Origin of the sequence: Kitasatospora sp. CMC57, assembly GCF_045866025.2 — a bacterium.
Lineage (GTDB): Bacteria > Actinomycetota > Actinomycetes > Streptomycetales > Streptomycetaceae > Kitasatospora.
The window spans coordinates 1,610,508-1,625,644 of sequence record NZ_AP035881.2; the positions used below are offsets into that span (position 1 = coordinate 1,610,508).

General features: G+C 70.8%; 13 protein-coding genes. 9 read left to right on the plus strand and 4 right to left on the minus strand.

The features are described from left to right. Nucleotides 1–229 precede the first annotated feature (229 nt). A complete protein-coding gene (locus ACKUU6_RS07420) occupies nt 230–1,279 on the plus strand; it encodes a LacI family DNA-binding transcriptional regulator (protein ID WP_407987661.1) in 1,050 nt (349 codons plus the stop codon). Between the two features lie 27 nt (nt 1,280–1,306). Here ACKUU6_RS07420 and ACKUU6_RS07425 read toward each other — a convergent pair whose 3' ends face one another. From ACKUU6_RS07425 to ACKUU6_RS07435, 3 genes are all read right to left on the minus strand, one after another. Beyond that, nucleotides 1,307–2,335, minus strand: a complete 1,029-nt coding sequence (locus tag ACKUU6_RS07425; RefSeq protein ID WP_407987662.1) for a LacI family DNA-binding transcriptional regulator — start codon at nt 2,333–2,335, stop codon at nt 1,307–1,309. 105 nt (nt 2,336–2,440) lie between these two features. Next, nucleotides 2,441–3,433 (minus strand): LacI family DNA-binding transcriptional regulator, encoded by a 993-nt coding sequence (locus ACKUU6_RS07430; RefSeq protein WP_407987663.1) that lies wholly within the window; start codon nt 3,431–3,433, stop codon nt 2,441–2,443. A 29-nt stretch (nt 3,434–3,462) separates the two neighbouring features. Further along, nucleotides 3,463–4,464: an ROK family protein gene (locus tag ACKUU6_RS07435; protein ID WP_407987664.1), complete on the minus strand. Its 1,002-nt coding sequence runs from the start codon at nt 4,462–4,464 to the stop codon at nt 3,463–3,465. 374 nt (nt 4,465–4,838) lie between these two features. On the opposite strand from ACKUU6_RS07435, the gene ACKUU6_RS07440 reads away from it, so the two are divergent. The 8 genes from ACKUU6_RS07440 (at nt 4,839) to ACKUU6_RS07475 (ending at nt 14,079) form a co-directional block, all read left to right on the plus strand. Further along, nucleotides 4,839–6,122, plus strand: coding sequence for an ABC transporter substrate-binding protein (locus ACKUU6_RS07440; RefSeq protein WP_408649628.1), 1,284 nt, complete (start codon nt 4,839–4,841; stop codon nt 6,120–6,122). A 97-nt stretch (nt 6,123–6,219) separates the two neighbouring features. Continuing rightward, nucleotides 6,220–7,191, plus strand: a complete 972-nt coding sequence (locus ACKUU6_RS07445) for a carbohydrate ABC transporter permease (RefSeq protein WP_407987666.1) — start codon at nt 6,220–6,222, stop codon at nt 7,189–7,191. Next, entirely contained in the window at nt 7,188–8,069 is an 882-nt protein-coding gene (locus tag ACKUU6_RS07450) for a carbohydrate ABC transporter permease (RefSeq protein ID WP_407987667.1), read from the plus strand. The genes ACKUU6_RS07445 and ACKUU6_RS07450 overlap by 4 nt, the downstream gene beginning before the upstream one ends. 97 nt (nt 8,070–8,166) lie before the next feature. Further along, a complete protein-coding gene (locus ACKUU6_RS07455; RefSeq protein WP_407987668.1) occupies nt 8,167–9,195 on the plus strand; it encodes a LacI family DNA-binding transcriptional regulator in 1,029 nt (342 codons plus the stop codon). A gap of 94 nt (nt 9,196–9,289) precedes the next feature. Next, entirely contained in the window at nt 9,290–10,483 is a 1,194-nt protein-coding gene (gene manA, locus ACKUU6_RS07460; RefSeq protein ID WP_407987669.1) for a mannose-6-phosphate isomerase, class I, read from the plus strand. A gap of 60 nt (nt 10,484–10,543) precedes the next feature. Next, on the plus strand, nt 10,544–11,848 hold the full coding sequence (locus tag ACKUU6_RS07465) for a glycoside hydrolase 5 family protein (protein ID WP_407987670.1): 1,305 nt from the start codon (nt 10,544–10,546) through the stop codon (nt 11,846–11,848). Between the two features lie 30 nt (nt 11,849–11,878). Further along, a complete protein-coding gene (locus tag ACKUU6_RS07470) occupies nt 11,879–12,151 on the plus strand; it encodes a hypothetical protein (protein ID WP_407987671.1) in 273 nt (90 codons plus the stop codon). A gap of 608 nt (nt 12,152–12,759) precedes the next feature. After that, nucleotides 12,760–14,079, plus strand: coding sequence for a cellulase family glycosylhydrolase (locus ACKUU6_RS07475; protein ID WP_407987672.1), 1,320 nt, complete (start codon nt 12,760–12,762; stop codon nt 14,077–14,079). Between the two features lie 187 nt (nt 14,080–14,266). Here ACKUU6_RS07475 and ACKUU6_RS07480 read toward each other — a convergent pair whose 3' ends face one another. Continuing rightward, nucleotides 14,267–14,713, minus strand: a complete 447-nt coding sequence (locus ACKUU6_RS07480) for a restriction endonuclease (RefSeq protein ID WP_407987673.1) — start codon at nt 14,711–14,713, stop codon at nt 14,267–14,269. Nucleotides 14,714–15,137 lie beyond the last annotated feature (424 nt).

A 15,137-nucleotide genomic window follows, 5' to 3' on the forward strand; every position in this document is an offset into this window, starting at 1 on the left:
CGCGGCGCGGGCGGGAGCCGCCCCGGCCCGACAGTCACTGCCGGACGGCAGGTGCCCGCCCACAGCGAGTTAACCGGTTAATGGGGATGGACGCTATTGCTGCCATCTCATCGCTGTCAATAGCTGGTTAACCGGTTGTCCCCGGTACGCGGGGTTGGCTACTGCGGACGGCCGGGGCCGTAGTAGCTTGGGATCGGAAGGTCTGCCTCATCGGTTCAGAAGGGTCCTCGTGGATCAGGTGTCCCCGCAGCAGAGTCCGACCGCGCGTCGGCCTACGATCGCCGACATCGCCAAGATCGTCGGTGTGTCGAAGGTGTCCGTCTCGAACGCGCTCAACGGCCAGCCGGGCGTCTCGGAGGCGACCCGGGCCCGGATCGCGGAGGTGGCTGAGGAGATCGGGTTCGTGCGCAACAGCGCCGCCCGGGCGCTGAGCGGCGCGAAGTCCTCGGCGGTGGGCCTGGCGCTCGCGCGGCCGGCGAGGATGCTGGGGACCGAGCCGTTCTTCATGGAGCTCATCGGCGGGATCGAGAACGTGCTGTCCGAGGCGTCCTACTCGCTGGCGCTCCAGGTGGTCTCCGACCACGAACGCGGGCTGGAGGCGTACCGGCGCTGGTGGGGTGAGCGGCAGATCGACGGCGCGATCCTGGTGGACCTTCGGGAGGACGACGCGCGGGTGCCGGCGCTGGAGGAGACCGGCCTGCCGACGGTCGTCATCGGCCACCCGTCCGGGTCCGGTGGCCTGACCCCGGTGTGGTCGGACGACGCCGCGGCGATCCGCGAGACGCTGGAGTACCTCGCGGCGCTGGGCCACCGGCGGGTCGGCCGAGTCGCCGGGCTCACGGGCCTGGTGCACACCTCGCTGCGCGATGCGGCATTCATCGCCGCGTGCCGGGAGCTCGGACTGGAGGCCGCTCCGGTCGTCCACACCGACTACACCGGCGTGGAGGGCGCGCGGGCGACGCGGCGTCTGCTGCTCTCCCCCGGCCGGCCCACCGCCATCCTCTACGACAACGACATGACGGCGGTCGCCGGCCTGTCGGTCGCCCAGGAGATGGGCCTCCAGGTGCCCCGGGACCTGTCGATCGTCGCCTGGGACGACTCTCCCCTCGTCCAGGTGGTGCGCCCTGCGCTCACCGCACTGACCCGGGACATCCACGCCTACGGCGCGCACGCCGCCCGGACCCTGCTGACGCTCATCGCGGGCGGAAAGAGCGAGGGGTACGAGGACGCCGCTCCGCAGCTGACGCCTCGTGGGAGCACCGCGGCGCCGTCGGCCTGATCGGCCCCGGTCCCGGAGCGGCGGGGCTCAGGGCCGGCGCGGCGGCGGGCCGGTGGTTCCGCGCGGGACCAGTTCGGGGGTGCCGAAGATGCGGTGGTCGGCCCGTCCGGTGTCCAGGAGTTCGAGCAGGCACCGGGCGATCTCGGAGCCGAACGCGAAGGGGTCGTGGCTGAGGGCGGACAGGTTCGGCCTGGTGATCTGGCACAGGTCGGAGTCGTCCCAGGCGACGAGCGACACGTCGTCGGGGACCCGCAGTCCGAGCTCGGCGGCGACGGCCAGGCCGGCCACGGCCATGAGGTCGTTGTCGTAGACGATCGCGGTGGGCCGCTCGGTGGCCGCGAGCAACTCCCTTGTGGCCGCGGCACCCTGATGCGCCGACAGGTCGGTGGACAGGATGCGGTGCCCGTCGAGGGACAGCTCGACGGCGACGTCCTCGAACGCCCGCGAGCGGATCTGTGCGCTACCGAGTCTGGCCGGGCCCGCGATGTGCGCGATCCGCCGGTGTCCGAGGACGGCGAGGTAGCGCACCGCCTCGGTGACGGCCGCCGCCTCGTCGCTCCAGACCGCCGGGAACGGGCCGCTGTGGTCGGGGTGGGTGACGGCGACCACCGGCATACCCAGGCGGTGGGTCGGCTCGATCCGGGGGTCGTCCGCGGTCACGCCGGTCAGCACCGCCCCGTTGACCCGGCCGGACTGCCACCACTTCTTGTAGAGGGCGGTCTCCATCTCCCGGCTGGTGGTGAGGTGGAGCAGCAGGGAGCAGGGCCGCTCCTCCAGGACGTGCTCGATGCCGCCGATGAGGGCCATGTGGAGGGCGTCGAGTCCCTCGTCCACGGCTTCGCGGCTGATCGCCATGCCGATGGTGTGCACCTGCGGGCCGCGGGCCAGGGAGCGGGCGGCGAGGTTGGGGGACCAGCCGAGTTCGCGGGCGGCCTCGGTGATGCGGCGGCGGGTCTCCTGGGAGACGCCGGGCCGGTTGTTGAGGGCGAGCGAGACGGCGCCGGCGGAGACCCCGGCGCGGGCGGCAACGTCTCGGATCGTCACCCGGTGCTGCATGCTGTTCCCCTCTGACGGCTGGCGGGCCCGCGGCACGCGTCCACGCGTTCCAGGCACATCCTGTCAGGTCGGGCGGCGGCAGCGGTCCGCTGCCGCCGCCCGGGGTCACCTCCCGGGCGGCGGGGCCTGCTCCGCTGATCCGCGCACGATCAGGCGGGTGGGGATCTGGATCCGGCGGCCCGGGCCGGTCTCGCCGCGCAGCCGGTCGAACAGCACGCCGGCGGCAGTCCTGCCGAGGGCGGTGGGGTCCTGGGCGACGACGGTCAGCCCAGGGGTGAGCAGGGCTGCGAGTTCGAGGTCGTCGAACCCCAGCAGGGCCGGCCTGGTGTCGTGGCGTCCGAGCACGCCGAGGGCCGCCGTGGTGATCCGGTTGTTGGCGGTGAGCAGTGCCGTGACGGGCTCGGGCCCTTCCAGCAGGCGGGCCAGGGACAGCCCTACCTGGGCTGGGGTGGTCGGGCCGGTGGCGATCCAGCGCTCGTCCACCGGAAGGTGCGCCTGGGCCATGGCCTGCCGGTAGCCGCGCAGCCGTTCCGCGCAGGTGTGGATGCCGGGCAGGTCGCCGACGAATCCGATCCGGCGGTGTCCGTGCCGGATCAGGTGGGTGACGCCTTGGCGGGCGCCGCCCGCGTTGTCGCTGAGGACGGCGTCGGCGTCGATGCCCGCTGCGGGCCGGTCCAGGAACACCACCGGGGTGCCCGCGACGATCTCCGGTGACAGGTAGGAGTGGTCGGTGCCGGAGGGGACGATGACCAGGCCGTCGACCCTGCGGGCGCAGAAGGCCATCGCCAGTTCGCGCTCCCGCTCTGCGTCCTCCCCGCTGGATGCGGTGAACAGCAGGCAGCCCTGTTCGACGGCCACGTCCTGGACGGCGCGGGCCAGGAGGGAGGAGAACGGGTCGCCGATGTCCTCCAGGAGCAACGCGATGCTGGCGGTGCGGCCAGTGCGCAGCAGGCGGGCGGTGTCGTTGCGGCGAAATCCCAGCTCAGCGATGGCGGCCTGGACCCGCTCGGCCAGTGCGGGGGTGACGCCGCTCTCGCCGTTCACGACCCGGGAGACGGTCTTGAGGCTGACGCCTGCTTCGGCGGCGACGTCGTTCATGGTCGGCCTGAGGCCGTGTCGGCCGGTGGTCACCGGTGGGCGGGGAGGACGGGGCGGGCGAGGGCCGCGGCGCCGACCAGGCCGGCGTCGGTGCCCAGGTGCGCGGGCACCAGGCGCAGTCCGCGGGTGAAGGAGAGGGTGGCGTAGGAGGCGAGGTGGCGGGTGAGCGGGTCGAAGAGGACGGAGCCGGCCTTGGCGACGCCGCCGCCGATCACCGCGGCGTCGAGTTCGACGAGGGTGGCGGTGGCGGCGATGCCGGCGGCCAGGGCCCGGGCGGCGCGGTCGTAGGCGGTCAGGGCGAGCGGGTCCCCGGCGCGGGCGGCGGTGGCGACGGCGCCGGCGGTGGTGTCGCCGTCCGGGCCAGGGCGCCAGCCGAGTTCGGCGGCGGTGCGGGCGATGGCGGTGCCGGAGGCGAGTGTCTCCAGGCAGCCGCGGGAGCCGCAGGGGCAGGAGCGGCCACCGTAGTCGATGCTGATGTGGCCCAGGTGTCCGGCGTTGCCGGTGGTGCCGGTGTGGAGGCGGCCGTCGAGGACGAGGCCGGCGCCGACGCCGGTGGAGATTACCAGGCAGAGCGCATTGCGGTACGGCCGGGCCGCTCCGCGCCAGTGTTCGGCGGCGGTCATGGCGACGGCGTCGCCGCCGAGGACGACGGGCAGGTCGCGGACGGCGGGGTGCTCGGCGGCCTCGGAGCGGAGTGGGAAGCCGCGCCAGCCGGGGAGGTTGACCGGGCTGACGGTGCCGGCGGCGATGTCGACGGGGCCCGCGCTGCCGATGCCGAGGGCCCGTACGTGCTGCCAGGCGGGGAGGCGGGCGAGGTCGTCCAGGACGTGGTCAACGGCGGTCATCAGCTCGTGGCGGTCGCCGGCGGCGGGGGTGGGCACCTGGAGCTGGTGCAGGAGGGTGCCATCAGTGTCGACCAGGCCGCCCGCGATCTTGGTTCCGCCGATGTCGAGGGCCGCGATCAGCGGTCCTGCGGGGGTGTGGTCCGGCGGTGACCCTGCGGGTCCGGCTGTGGTTGCGGCTCCGGCCATGTCGTAACTCATTGTGACGTCTCCGCGTGGGGGGCTGGGGGGGTGCCGCTGTACTGGACAGGGCGCCACCGGGGTGTTCCCGGCGATTCTGACCCGCTCCGACAACGTTGTCTAGCGCCCGCCGGTCGCGGTCGGGTAACGGAGTCGATCCACTCAGATGTTAGGCAAAGTTTTAGTAAAGCTGGCCTTGATTGGTAACAAAACTGGTGAATATCAAAGTTGACCGCTCTATGGACATGGCAGCAAAGTGACGTCTACGTTAAGCGTCCAGCAGCCAGGGGGGCCGGTCAGGTCCGCTGGATGTCGCTTCCCCCGTGTTCAGAAGACGATCAGCGCGAAGGATGGGCGAGATGCGAAGAGGATGGGTGGCCGTTATGGCCGCGACCATGGTGGTGCTCACGGCGTGTAGCAGCAACGGCGGCAGCAGCACTACCTCGGTCCCGACGGTCAACTCCGACCCGACCAAGGTGTCCGGCTCCATCACGGTCCTGACGAACCGTACGGACCAGCTGGGCGACGGCACCTTGGACAAGTACGCCGCCGAGTTCACCAAGCTCTACCCGAACGTCAAGGTGAAGTTCGAGGGCATGAAGGACTACGAGGGCGAAGTCAAGATCCGCATGAACACCGAGAGCTACGGTGACGTGCTGCCGATCCCCTCGGACCTGTCGATCGCTCAGTTCCCGAACTTTTTCTCGCCGTTGGGCGGGGCCGCCGAGCTGTCCAAGCAGTACCAGTGGACCGACTACTCGACGGTCAGCGACAAGGTCTACGGCATCGCCAACTACGGCACCGTGACCGGCTTCGTCTACAACAAGAAGGTCTGGGCGGACGCCGGCATCACCGAGTGGCCGAAGACCCCCGAGGAGTTCACCGCCGCTCTGAAGGCCATCAAGGCCAAGGGCGCCGCGACCCCGTACTACACCAACTACCACGACGGCTGGCCGCTGCGGCAGTGGACCGACGCAGTCAGCTCCCCCAGCTGCGACCCCAAGGCCAAGGACGCGATGGCCACCACGCCGCTGCCGTGGACCAGCGGCAACGACATCTTCACCATCGACAGCCTGCTCTACTCGGTGGTCAGCGAGAAGCTCTCCGAGACCGACCCGACCACCACCAACTGGGACAACTCGAAGGTCCTGCTGGCCACCGGCAAGGTCGGCTCGATGTACCTCGGCTCCTGGTCCATCTCCCAGGTTCGCGACGCCGCCACCAAGGCCGGCGCGAACCCGGACGACATCGGCTACATGCCGTTCCCATCCACCACGGGCAAGCCCTGCACCGTCCTGCAGCCGGACTACAAGTACGCGATCAACAAGCACTCCAAGAACCAGGAGGCGGCCCGCGCCTGGATCGACTGGTTCATCAACAAATCCGGCGCCGCCCAGAACGAGCAGGGCATCTCCTCCGTCAAGGGCACCGAACTGCCCAGCGCCCTCAAGCCCTTCACCGAGAAGGGCGTGCAGATGATCGGCCAGAACCAGGAGAAGCTGGCCACGGTCAAGAAGATCGACAAGGGCGCCGAGATCAACCTGGACGCCCCCGACTACCGGCAGAAGCTGGTCGACATCGCCCGCGGCGCAGCACCGGGCGACCAGAAGAGCTACTTCGCCGAGCTCAACAAGAAGTGGTCCGAGTCGCAGAAGACGGTCGGCTGACCCACCGGGACCGAGCGGCACGGCCCGCGCCCACCCGCCCTGACAGCGGGCCGTGCCGTGCCGCTCACCGGACGCCAGGACCTACGAAGGAACGAAGATGACTGCACTGCAGAGGGACCGGGGCACCGCGAAGCCCCCCGCGCGGACCGCCGCCGCTGGCGCCGCCCCTGCCGGCCGAGCCCGCATCCCCCGGCGCAAGGGTGTGCGCAGGCACTGGTGGTTCACACCGTGGCTCTACCTGCTGGTACCGCTCGGGCTGCTGGCCACGTTCACCTACCTGCCGATCGCCGACATGCTCGGGTACAGCTTCACCGACTGGGACGGCATCAGCCCGGAGAAGAACAACGTCGGCCTGGAGAACTACACCAACCTGTTCACCCGGCCCGAGCTGTTCAAGGTGTTCCTGGTCAGCGGCGTCTACCTGATCGCCGCGGTGCTGCAGATCTGCCTGGCGCTGTACTTCGCCACCGTGCTCAGCTTCAACACGAAGTTCCGCAACCTCTTCAAGGGCATCCTCTTCTTCCCGTACCTGATCAACGGCGTCGCGATCGGCTTCATCTTCCTGTACTTCTTCCGTCCTCAAGGCACCCTGGACTCCCTGCTCGCACTGCTCGGCGTCCACGGCGACCACCTCTGGATGGGCGACCCGGACCTGGTGAACAAGTCGCTGGCCGGAGTCTCGGTCTGGCGCTACACCGGTCTCAACCTGGTGCTGTTCCTCGGCGCCATCCAGTCCATCCCGCCGCACCTCTACGAGGCTGCGGCCCTGGACGGGGCCAACCGCTGGCAGCAGTTCCGCCACATCATCGCGCCCAGCATCAAGCCCGTCATCAGCCTCAGCGCGATCCTTGCCGTCTCCGGCTCGCTCGCCGTCTTCGAGATCCCCTACATCATGACCGGCGGCGCCAACGGCTCACAGACCTTCGTCATCCAGAGCATCAACATGGCCTTCAAGTTCGACAAGTTCGGCCTGGCCTCGGCCAGCGCCGTCGTCCTGCTCATCCTGATCCTGCTCGTCACCTGGATCCAGCGCCGCTTGGTGCCGGAGGAGAGGGTCGAACTCTCGTGACCACCAACCCCGTCACCCCCGCCCGGCGCCCCCGCGCCGCACGCCGGATCCACAGCCGCTCCGCCGCCGCGAGCGGCGCCAAGTACCTCTCGCTCGTCCTGGCCAGCGCCGTCGTCCTGATCCCGCTGCTGGTGATCCTCCTCACCGCGCTGAAGACCCGTCAGGAAGCCCTCGGCAGCGGACCGCTGGACCTGCCGGGGAACTGGCTCAACTTCGAGAACTTCCGGATCGCCTTCACCCAGGGCAAGATGCTGCCCGCCTTCCTCAACACCACCTTCATCCTGCTGATCTCGGTCACCGGCACGGTGGTCATCGGCTCGATGACCGCCTACGCCATCGACCGCTTCGACTTCCGGCTGAAGAAGCTCGTCATGGCGCTCTTCCTGCTCGCCAGCCTGGTCCCCAGCGTCACCACCCAGGTCGCGACCTTCCAGATCATCGACAACCTCGGCGCGTTCAACACCCGTTGGGCACCGATCCTGCTCTACCTCGGCACCGACATCATCTCCATCTACATCTTCCTGCAGTTCATCCGCTCCATCCCCGTCTCCCTCGACGAGGCCGCCCGCCTCGACGGCGCCAACAGCTTCACCATCTACTGGCGCATCATCCTGCCGATGCTCAAGCCCGCCATCGCCACCGTGGTCATCGTCAAGGGCGTCACCGTCTACAACGACTTCTTCATCCCCTTCCTCTACATGCCCTCCAGCAACCTGGGCACCATCTCCACCTCGCTGTTCCGCTTCCAGGGCCCGTTCGGTGTCAACTGGGAGATCATCTCGGCCGGAACCATCCTGGTCATCCTGCCGACCCTGATCGTCTTCCTCGCCCTGCAACGCCTGATCTACGCCGGCTTCGCCGCCGGCTCCAGCAAGTGAGCCGGCCCCCAGGTCAGACGACCCGGAGGCACCACACCTGCGCCGTGGTGCCTCCGCCTCGGCAGGGCGCACCCACCACGGCAAGGAGACCGGGGCGATGAGCGGACGCGTCACCATCCGCGACGTCGCCGCCCACGCGGGAGTCTCCGCCGGCGCCGTGTCGCTCGCCCTCAACGACCGGCCCGGCGTCTCCGCGCCCACTCGGCGCCGCATCCGGGCCGCCGCCGCCGAACTCGGCTGGGTACCCAACCAAGCCGCGCGCAGCCTGGCCCGCCTCCACCCGGGCAGCGAGACCGTAGGCCTGGTCATCGCTCGCCCCGCCCACCAACTCGGCCTGGAACCCTTCTACATGGAGTTCATCTCCGGCATCGAGAGCGTCCTGGAGGAGCGCTCGGCGACCCTGCTGCTGCGCCTGGTGCGCGACCGCGAGCAGGAGGTCGCCGTCCACCGCACCTGGTGGCGCACACGCCGGGTGTCCGGCGCCGTCCTGGTCGACCTCACCGAGGACGACCCCCGGATCCCGGCCGTCGCCGCCCTCGGCATGCCCGCCGTCGCCGCCGGACACCCGGCCCTCGCGGGCCCAGCACTGGCCACCGTGTGGACCGACGACTCCGCCGCCGTCGAGGACGCCGTCCGCTACCTGGCCATGCTCGGCCACCGCCGCATCGCCCGGGTCGGCGGCGACCCGGCCCTCGGCCACACCGCGATCCGCACCCGGGCGCTGGAGGCCGTCGCCGCGCAGCTCGGCCTGGAGCCGCCGCGCAGCCTGCCCACCGACTTCTCGGGGCGGGCCGGCGCCCGGGCCACCCGGATGCTGCTGGCCTCCGCCGAGCGCCCCACCGCCATCGTGTACGACAACGACATCATGGCCGTGGCCGGCATCGCGGTCGCCGCCGAGCTCGGCCTCCAGGTCCCTGCGGACCTGTCCCTGATCGCCTGGGACGACTCCCAGCTCTGCCGGCTCACCCACCCCCCGCTGTCCGCGATGAGCCACGACGTCCACGGGTACGGCGTCCAGGTCGCCCGCACCCTGTTCGACGTCATCGAGCACCGGCGTCCGCCGACCTCGCCTGCCCCCACGCCTGTCCTGGTACCGCGCGGAAGCAGCGGACCGCCGGCCTCCTGACCACCTCCCGCAGACTCCCGGCCCGTCCCCGGCTCCTCTTGAGGGTGAGGAAGTTCGAGGACGGGCCGGGGCCCACGCACACCGGAGCACCGACATGACCGCCGACCTGCTCAGCACCACCATCCGCACCTACGCCTGGGGCTCCACCACCGCCCTCGCCGAACTGACGGGCCGCCGGCCCAGCGGCGAACCCGAGGCCGAGCTGTGGATGGGCGCCCACCCCGGCGCACCCGCCCGGATCGACCGCGGCCGAGGCAGCGAGACACTCGACGCCGTCATCGCCCGCGACCCGCGGCACGAACTGGGCGAGCGGGTGGCCGAACGCTTCGGCACCCGCCTGCCCTTCCTGCTGAAACTGCTGGCCGCCGACCACGCCCTCTCCGTCCAGGTCCACCCGACAACCGCCCAGGCCGAAGCCGGGTACGGGGCCGAGGAGGCCGCCGGCATCCCGCTCGACGCCCCGCACCGGATCTACCGCGACCGCCACCACAAGCCCGAACTGATCTGCGCCCTCAGCGACTTCGAGGCACTCTGCGGCTTCCGCGACCCCCGGGCCACCGCCGCGCTCTGGGAGCGCCTGGCGCTGCCGGTGCTGGCCCCCTGGATCCGGCAGCTGCGCACCGCCCCCGCCGACCAGGCACTGCGCACGGTACTGACCGCCGCTCTCGCGGACGACCGGGCCAGGGGAGAGCGGGCCGCCGCCGAACTCCCTTCCGCCCTGGCCGCCCTGGCCTCGGGCGACGATGCGGACGCGGCCACCTGGGCCGCATACCGGGACGCCGCCCGCGACTACCCCGGCGACGCCGGGATCCTCGCCGCGATGCTGCTCAACCGCGTCCGCCTCCGCCCCGGCCAGGCCCTCTACCTGGACGCCGGCATGCCGCACGCCTACCTGCGCGGCCTCGGCGTCGAGATCATGGCCGGCTCCGACAACGTGCTGCGTTGCGGCCTGACCCCCAAGCACGTCGACACCGCCTCACTCGCCGCTGTGGTCGACTTCCGCCCCACCGCCCCGCAGCACGTCCCCGCCATTCCCACCGGCCCCGGCGAGCTCGAATTCCTCACTGCGGCAGAGGAGTTCAGCCTCTCCCGGATCGAACTCGGCGAACCCCTGGAGATCGCCGACGACGGCCCGCAGATCCTGCTCTGCGTGCGCGGTACCGCCCGGATCGAAGGCGGCCCGGCCCTCGGCGCCGGGCAGTCCGCCTACCTCCCGGCCGCCGGCGGACCCGTCCAGCTGGACGGTGACGCCACCCTGTTCCGCGCGAAGGTCCCGCAGCCCCGCTGACCGGACCCACCCACCACGCCCCCAGGCACCACCCCACCCACGCTTGTCCGGAGGAGCCCCGTGAACGACCAGCCCCGCACCACCAGCCGCCGCACCCTGCTGGGAGCCGCCGCCCTCGGCCTCGCCACCACCCCCCTGCTCAGCGGCACCGCACTCGCCACCACCAGCGCGGGCCAGGACGCCGATCAGCGGGACCGCGGCCGCGAGGACAGCGCGAAGCGCTCGTTCGTCACCGCCAGAGGCGGCGAACTGCGCCTGGACGGACGGAAGTTCCGCTTCGGCGGAACCAACTGCTACTACCTCCACCAGCAGTCCCACTACATGATCGACGCGGTGCTGAACGACGCCGCCGCGATGGGCCTGACCGTGATCCGCGCCTGGGCCTTCGCCGACGGCGACGGCCACTCGCACCGCGCCCTGCAGCCCAAGCCGTTCCAGTACGACGAGGCGGCCTTCGACAGCCTCGACTACGCCGTCCACAAGGCCGGGCAGCTCGGCCTGCGCCTGGTCCTCCCGCTGGTGAACAACTGGCCCGACTACGGCGGCATGCGCCAGTACGTCTCCTGGTTCCTCGGCCTGCCCGACGACTCCTACGCCGAGGGCGTCAACCACGACCGCTTCTACACCGACGCCAACTGCAAGAAGGCCTACCGGGCGTGGGCCAAGCACGTCATCGGACGCTGCAACCGCTACACCGGCCTGCGCTACGACGCCGACCCCACCGTCATGGCCTGGGAGCTCGCCAACGAGCCGCGCTGCCGCAGCGACAAGTCCGGTGCCACGCTGCTCGGCTGGGCCCGCGAGATGAGCTCCTACGTCAAGTCGCTGGCACCGCGCCAGCTCCTCGCCGTCGGCGACGAGGGCTTCTACGGCAAGGCCGGCCACGCCGACTACCCCTACTCCGACTACGAGGGCGCCGACTGGCTGAAGCTAACCGCCCTGCCCGCCGTCGACTACGGCACCGTCCACGTCTACCCGCAGAACTGGGGCGAGACCAGCGGCTCCAAGCCCGGCACCGACGCCACCGCCTGGGGCACCCGCTGGATCACCGACCACCTCGCCGACGGCAGCAAGCTCCGCAAGCCCGTCGTCGTCGAGGAGTTCGGCCTCCAGATCGACCCCGCCCGCGACGTCCCCGACGCCGCCGCCCGCGACGCCGCCTACCGTGCCTGGACCGACGCCGCGCTCGCGAACGGCGCGGCCGGCGACCAGTTCTGGCTGCTCACCTCCCGTGTCGACGACGGCTCCTTCTACCCCGACTACGACGGCCACCGCATCATGTGGAACAACGACCCCGCCAACCCCACCCGCGCCGCCGCCCAGCTCTTCGCCGTCCACGCGAAGGCGATGACCTCAGCGAGCTGACCCCCGCCGACCCCGACCGCGCGCCGCCCGGTGACCGTCAGACCCGGGCGGCGGGCCCGCTGCGAGGAGCACCGGCTGCACCCCCGCGCCAGCGTCCTCTTCCAGGGCGACAGCATCACCGACGCCGTCCGTGACCGCACCCGCCCCGCCGACCTCGGCCACGGCTACGCCGCGCTGGCCGCCGCCGGGCTGCCCGGCGCCCCGGTGGTGCTCGACCACGGTCGGCGACCGCCTCACCGACCTGCGCGAGCGCTGGCAGACCGACACCCCTGGCCCACCGACCCGCGCTGGTCTCCGTCCTGATCGGCGTCAACGACACCTGGCGCCGCCACGACCAGGGCCTGCCCAGCCCGGTCGACGCCTGGGAACACTCCCACGACAACGTTCCTCGCCGCCGGAAGGGGACTCCGGTGCCCAGGGGCCGGGCCGGGGGCGCGCCGTGCCCTCCGCCTCCGCGTCATTGCCGCTCCACGTCGGCAGCACGCGATCAGCGGCACCACCCTGTGCAGTGCAACGACGGGCAACCGGCCTGGAAGCGACTTGCGGAGACCCCGCCGGGAATCCGGAACAGCCATTGGTGAACTGATTTATCAGCTGCACGCCCAGACGGCCATCGCCCCATCGAGCGATCACCATCACTGCACTTGAAACACCTCAAGTGCTCCCAGCAGCAGGCCTGCAAGGTATGACTAACCGGTTAAGTCAAAGTCGTTGACCGGCAGCTGACGGTGTGCCAGGATCCCGATGGCAACGACGGCCAAGTCCCCGCCCCCACCCCTGGCGGGTTGACCGGCACCACGTTGACGAGCGGCTCGCCCGCCCCCTCCGCCTGTCCAAGCCCCCAGATGGGGAGCTGCAGCTGACACGGCGCCGGGTCGGCCGTCCCCCCACCCAACAGTTTGAGGAGAGCCATGGACAAGCCTCAGAGTCGCAGAGCGCTCACGACGCTCGGAGCGGCGATCGCAGCCGTCTTCGGACTGCTGTTCGCGGTGTTCGGCATCACCCCGGGCAGCGCCCAGGCCGTCGGCACCGGCATCCACGTCAGCAGCGGCCGCATCCTGGAGGCCAACGGGAGCCCGTTCGTGATGCGTGGGGTCAACCACGCGTACACCTGGTACCCCGGGCAGACCACCGCCATCGCCGACATCGCGGCCAAGGGCGCCAACACCGTCCGCGTCGTGCTCAGCAACGGCGACCGCTGGACCCGCACCAGCTCCGCCCAGGTCTCCGCCCTGATCGGCCAGTGCAAGGCCGTCAAGGTCATCTGCGTGCTGGAGGTACACGACGCCACCGGCTACGGCGAGGACGGCGCCGCCACCACCCTCGACCGGGCCGCCCAGTTCTGGGTCGACAACAAGGCCGCCCTCGACGGCCAGGAAGCCTACATCGTCGTCAACATCGCCAACGAGCCGTGGGGCAACAGCGGTTACACGGCCTGGACCGCGGCCACCAAGAGCGCCATCGGCAAGATCCGGGCCGCCGGCCTGCGCCACGCCCTGATGGTCGACGGCCCGAACTGGGGCCAGGACTGGTCCAACACCATGCGCGACAACGCCGCCTCGGTCTTCGCCGCCGACCCGGACCGCAACACGGTCTTCTCCATCCACATGTACGGCGTCTACGACACCGCCGCCGAGGTCCAGAGCTACCTCACCACCTACGTCAACGCCGGACTGCCCATCGTGGTTGGCGAGTTCGGCGCCAACCACAGCGACGGAAACCCCGACGAGGACGCCATCATGGCCACCGCCCAGTCCCTGTCGGTCGGCTACATCGGCTGGTCCTGGAGCGGCAACGGCGGCGGCGTCGAGTACCTCGACCTGGTCAACAACTTCGACAAGAACTCTTTGACCGCCTGGGGCAACCGCTTCTTCAACGGCGCCAACGGCATCGCCGCCACCGCCCGCCCCGCCACCATCTACGACCGGCCCACCCAGTCGCCCTCGCCGTCCCAGTCCCTGCCGGGCACCGCGCCCAACGGCTACCCGTACTGCGCCAGTTCCTCCTCCGACCCGGACGGCGACGGCTGGGGCTGGGAGAACAGCGCCTCCTGCGTCGTCCGCGGCAGCCGCGCCGACACCGGTACCACCCCCTCCCAGTCCCCGCTCCCGACCAAGGCGCCCAACGGCTACCCGTACTGCGCCAGTTCCTCCTCCGACCCGGACGGCGACGGCTGGGGCTGGGAGAACAGCGCCTCCTGCGTCGTCCGCGGCAGCCGCGCCGACTTCTGACCGCTCCCCCGGTCAGCAGAGGGCCGAGGTGTGCCGCCCCTGTGTCTCCGGGGGGGCACACCTCGGCATCTGGTTCGCGCCTACGGCCGCGTGTCCGGCTTCTGCGGCACGGCACAGCACCCACAGCGGAACCCGCTGAACCGGCAGCTGATCACCCGCACAGTCACATCCACCACCGTGCCGGCCCTCAACTGATGTCCCTCTGCTGCCAGCTGGGCGGGATCTTCGGCAACCCGATCAGCGCGTCGATGCCGAGGTACTCGAGGAGCAGAGCCTTGAGATTGCGGCCGTCGATGAGATCCAGCTTGTGGCGGTGCCCGAAGTCGAGGCTGGTCTTGCCGTACCAGGACGTCGTGACCAGCACACCTCTGGTGGCCTGCTTGTCCTGCAGAGTTCCCAGGAGCGCGCGCACGGCCTCGGGCCCGACCACGTTCTTGGAGACCACCGCCCCGAGGTTGCGCAGGCACCGCTGCGGATCCAACCTCGGCTCATCGGGAACGAGTTCGGCGAAGCAGACTGGGACAGCCTCGTCGACCGGCATCGAGGCGGATGCGAAGCCCTCGCAACCCTGGCGCGGGCGCTCCTGGACGGCAAGAAGTCGCTGCACAATCTGTTCGGCGGCCTCATCGGCCATATCTGGGCAGCCCTTGGCCGGCCCCGGATCGAGCAGGTCTTCGTGCGGGAACTCGCCAGTCGGCTACCGCTGACCTTCGGACACGAGCTCGCCGTCGCCGCCCGAGGCCTCCAAGCAGCTGGCATCTTCATCTGCTTCACCGACGGAGGCGCGATGCGAGATTGCGCGTGCCTACGGGACCTCCTCGTAAACGAAGGCAGAACCCAGCTCGACAACCGGCTCCAGGGCACCCTGCAGAACTGGAACGAGCTTCCCGTGCGCATGCACGACGGAGGCGGAACCGCAGCACCCGGACTGCACTGACCCGATGCCGATCTCGGAGGCCCGTCGTTACTCTGTCGACCACGCAAACAGAAGGCCGGTGAACGGTCAACCTTCGTGGCGCCGCGGACGCTCTCCGGCCAACCCGCGCCGTGCGACGCGG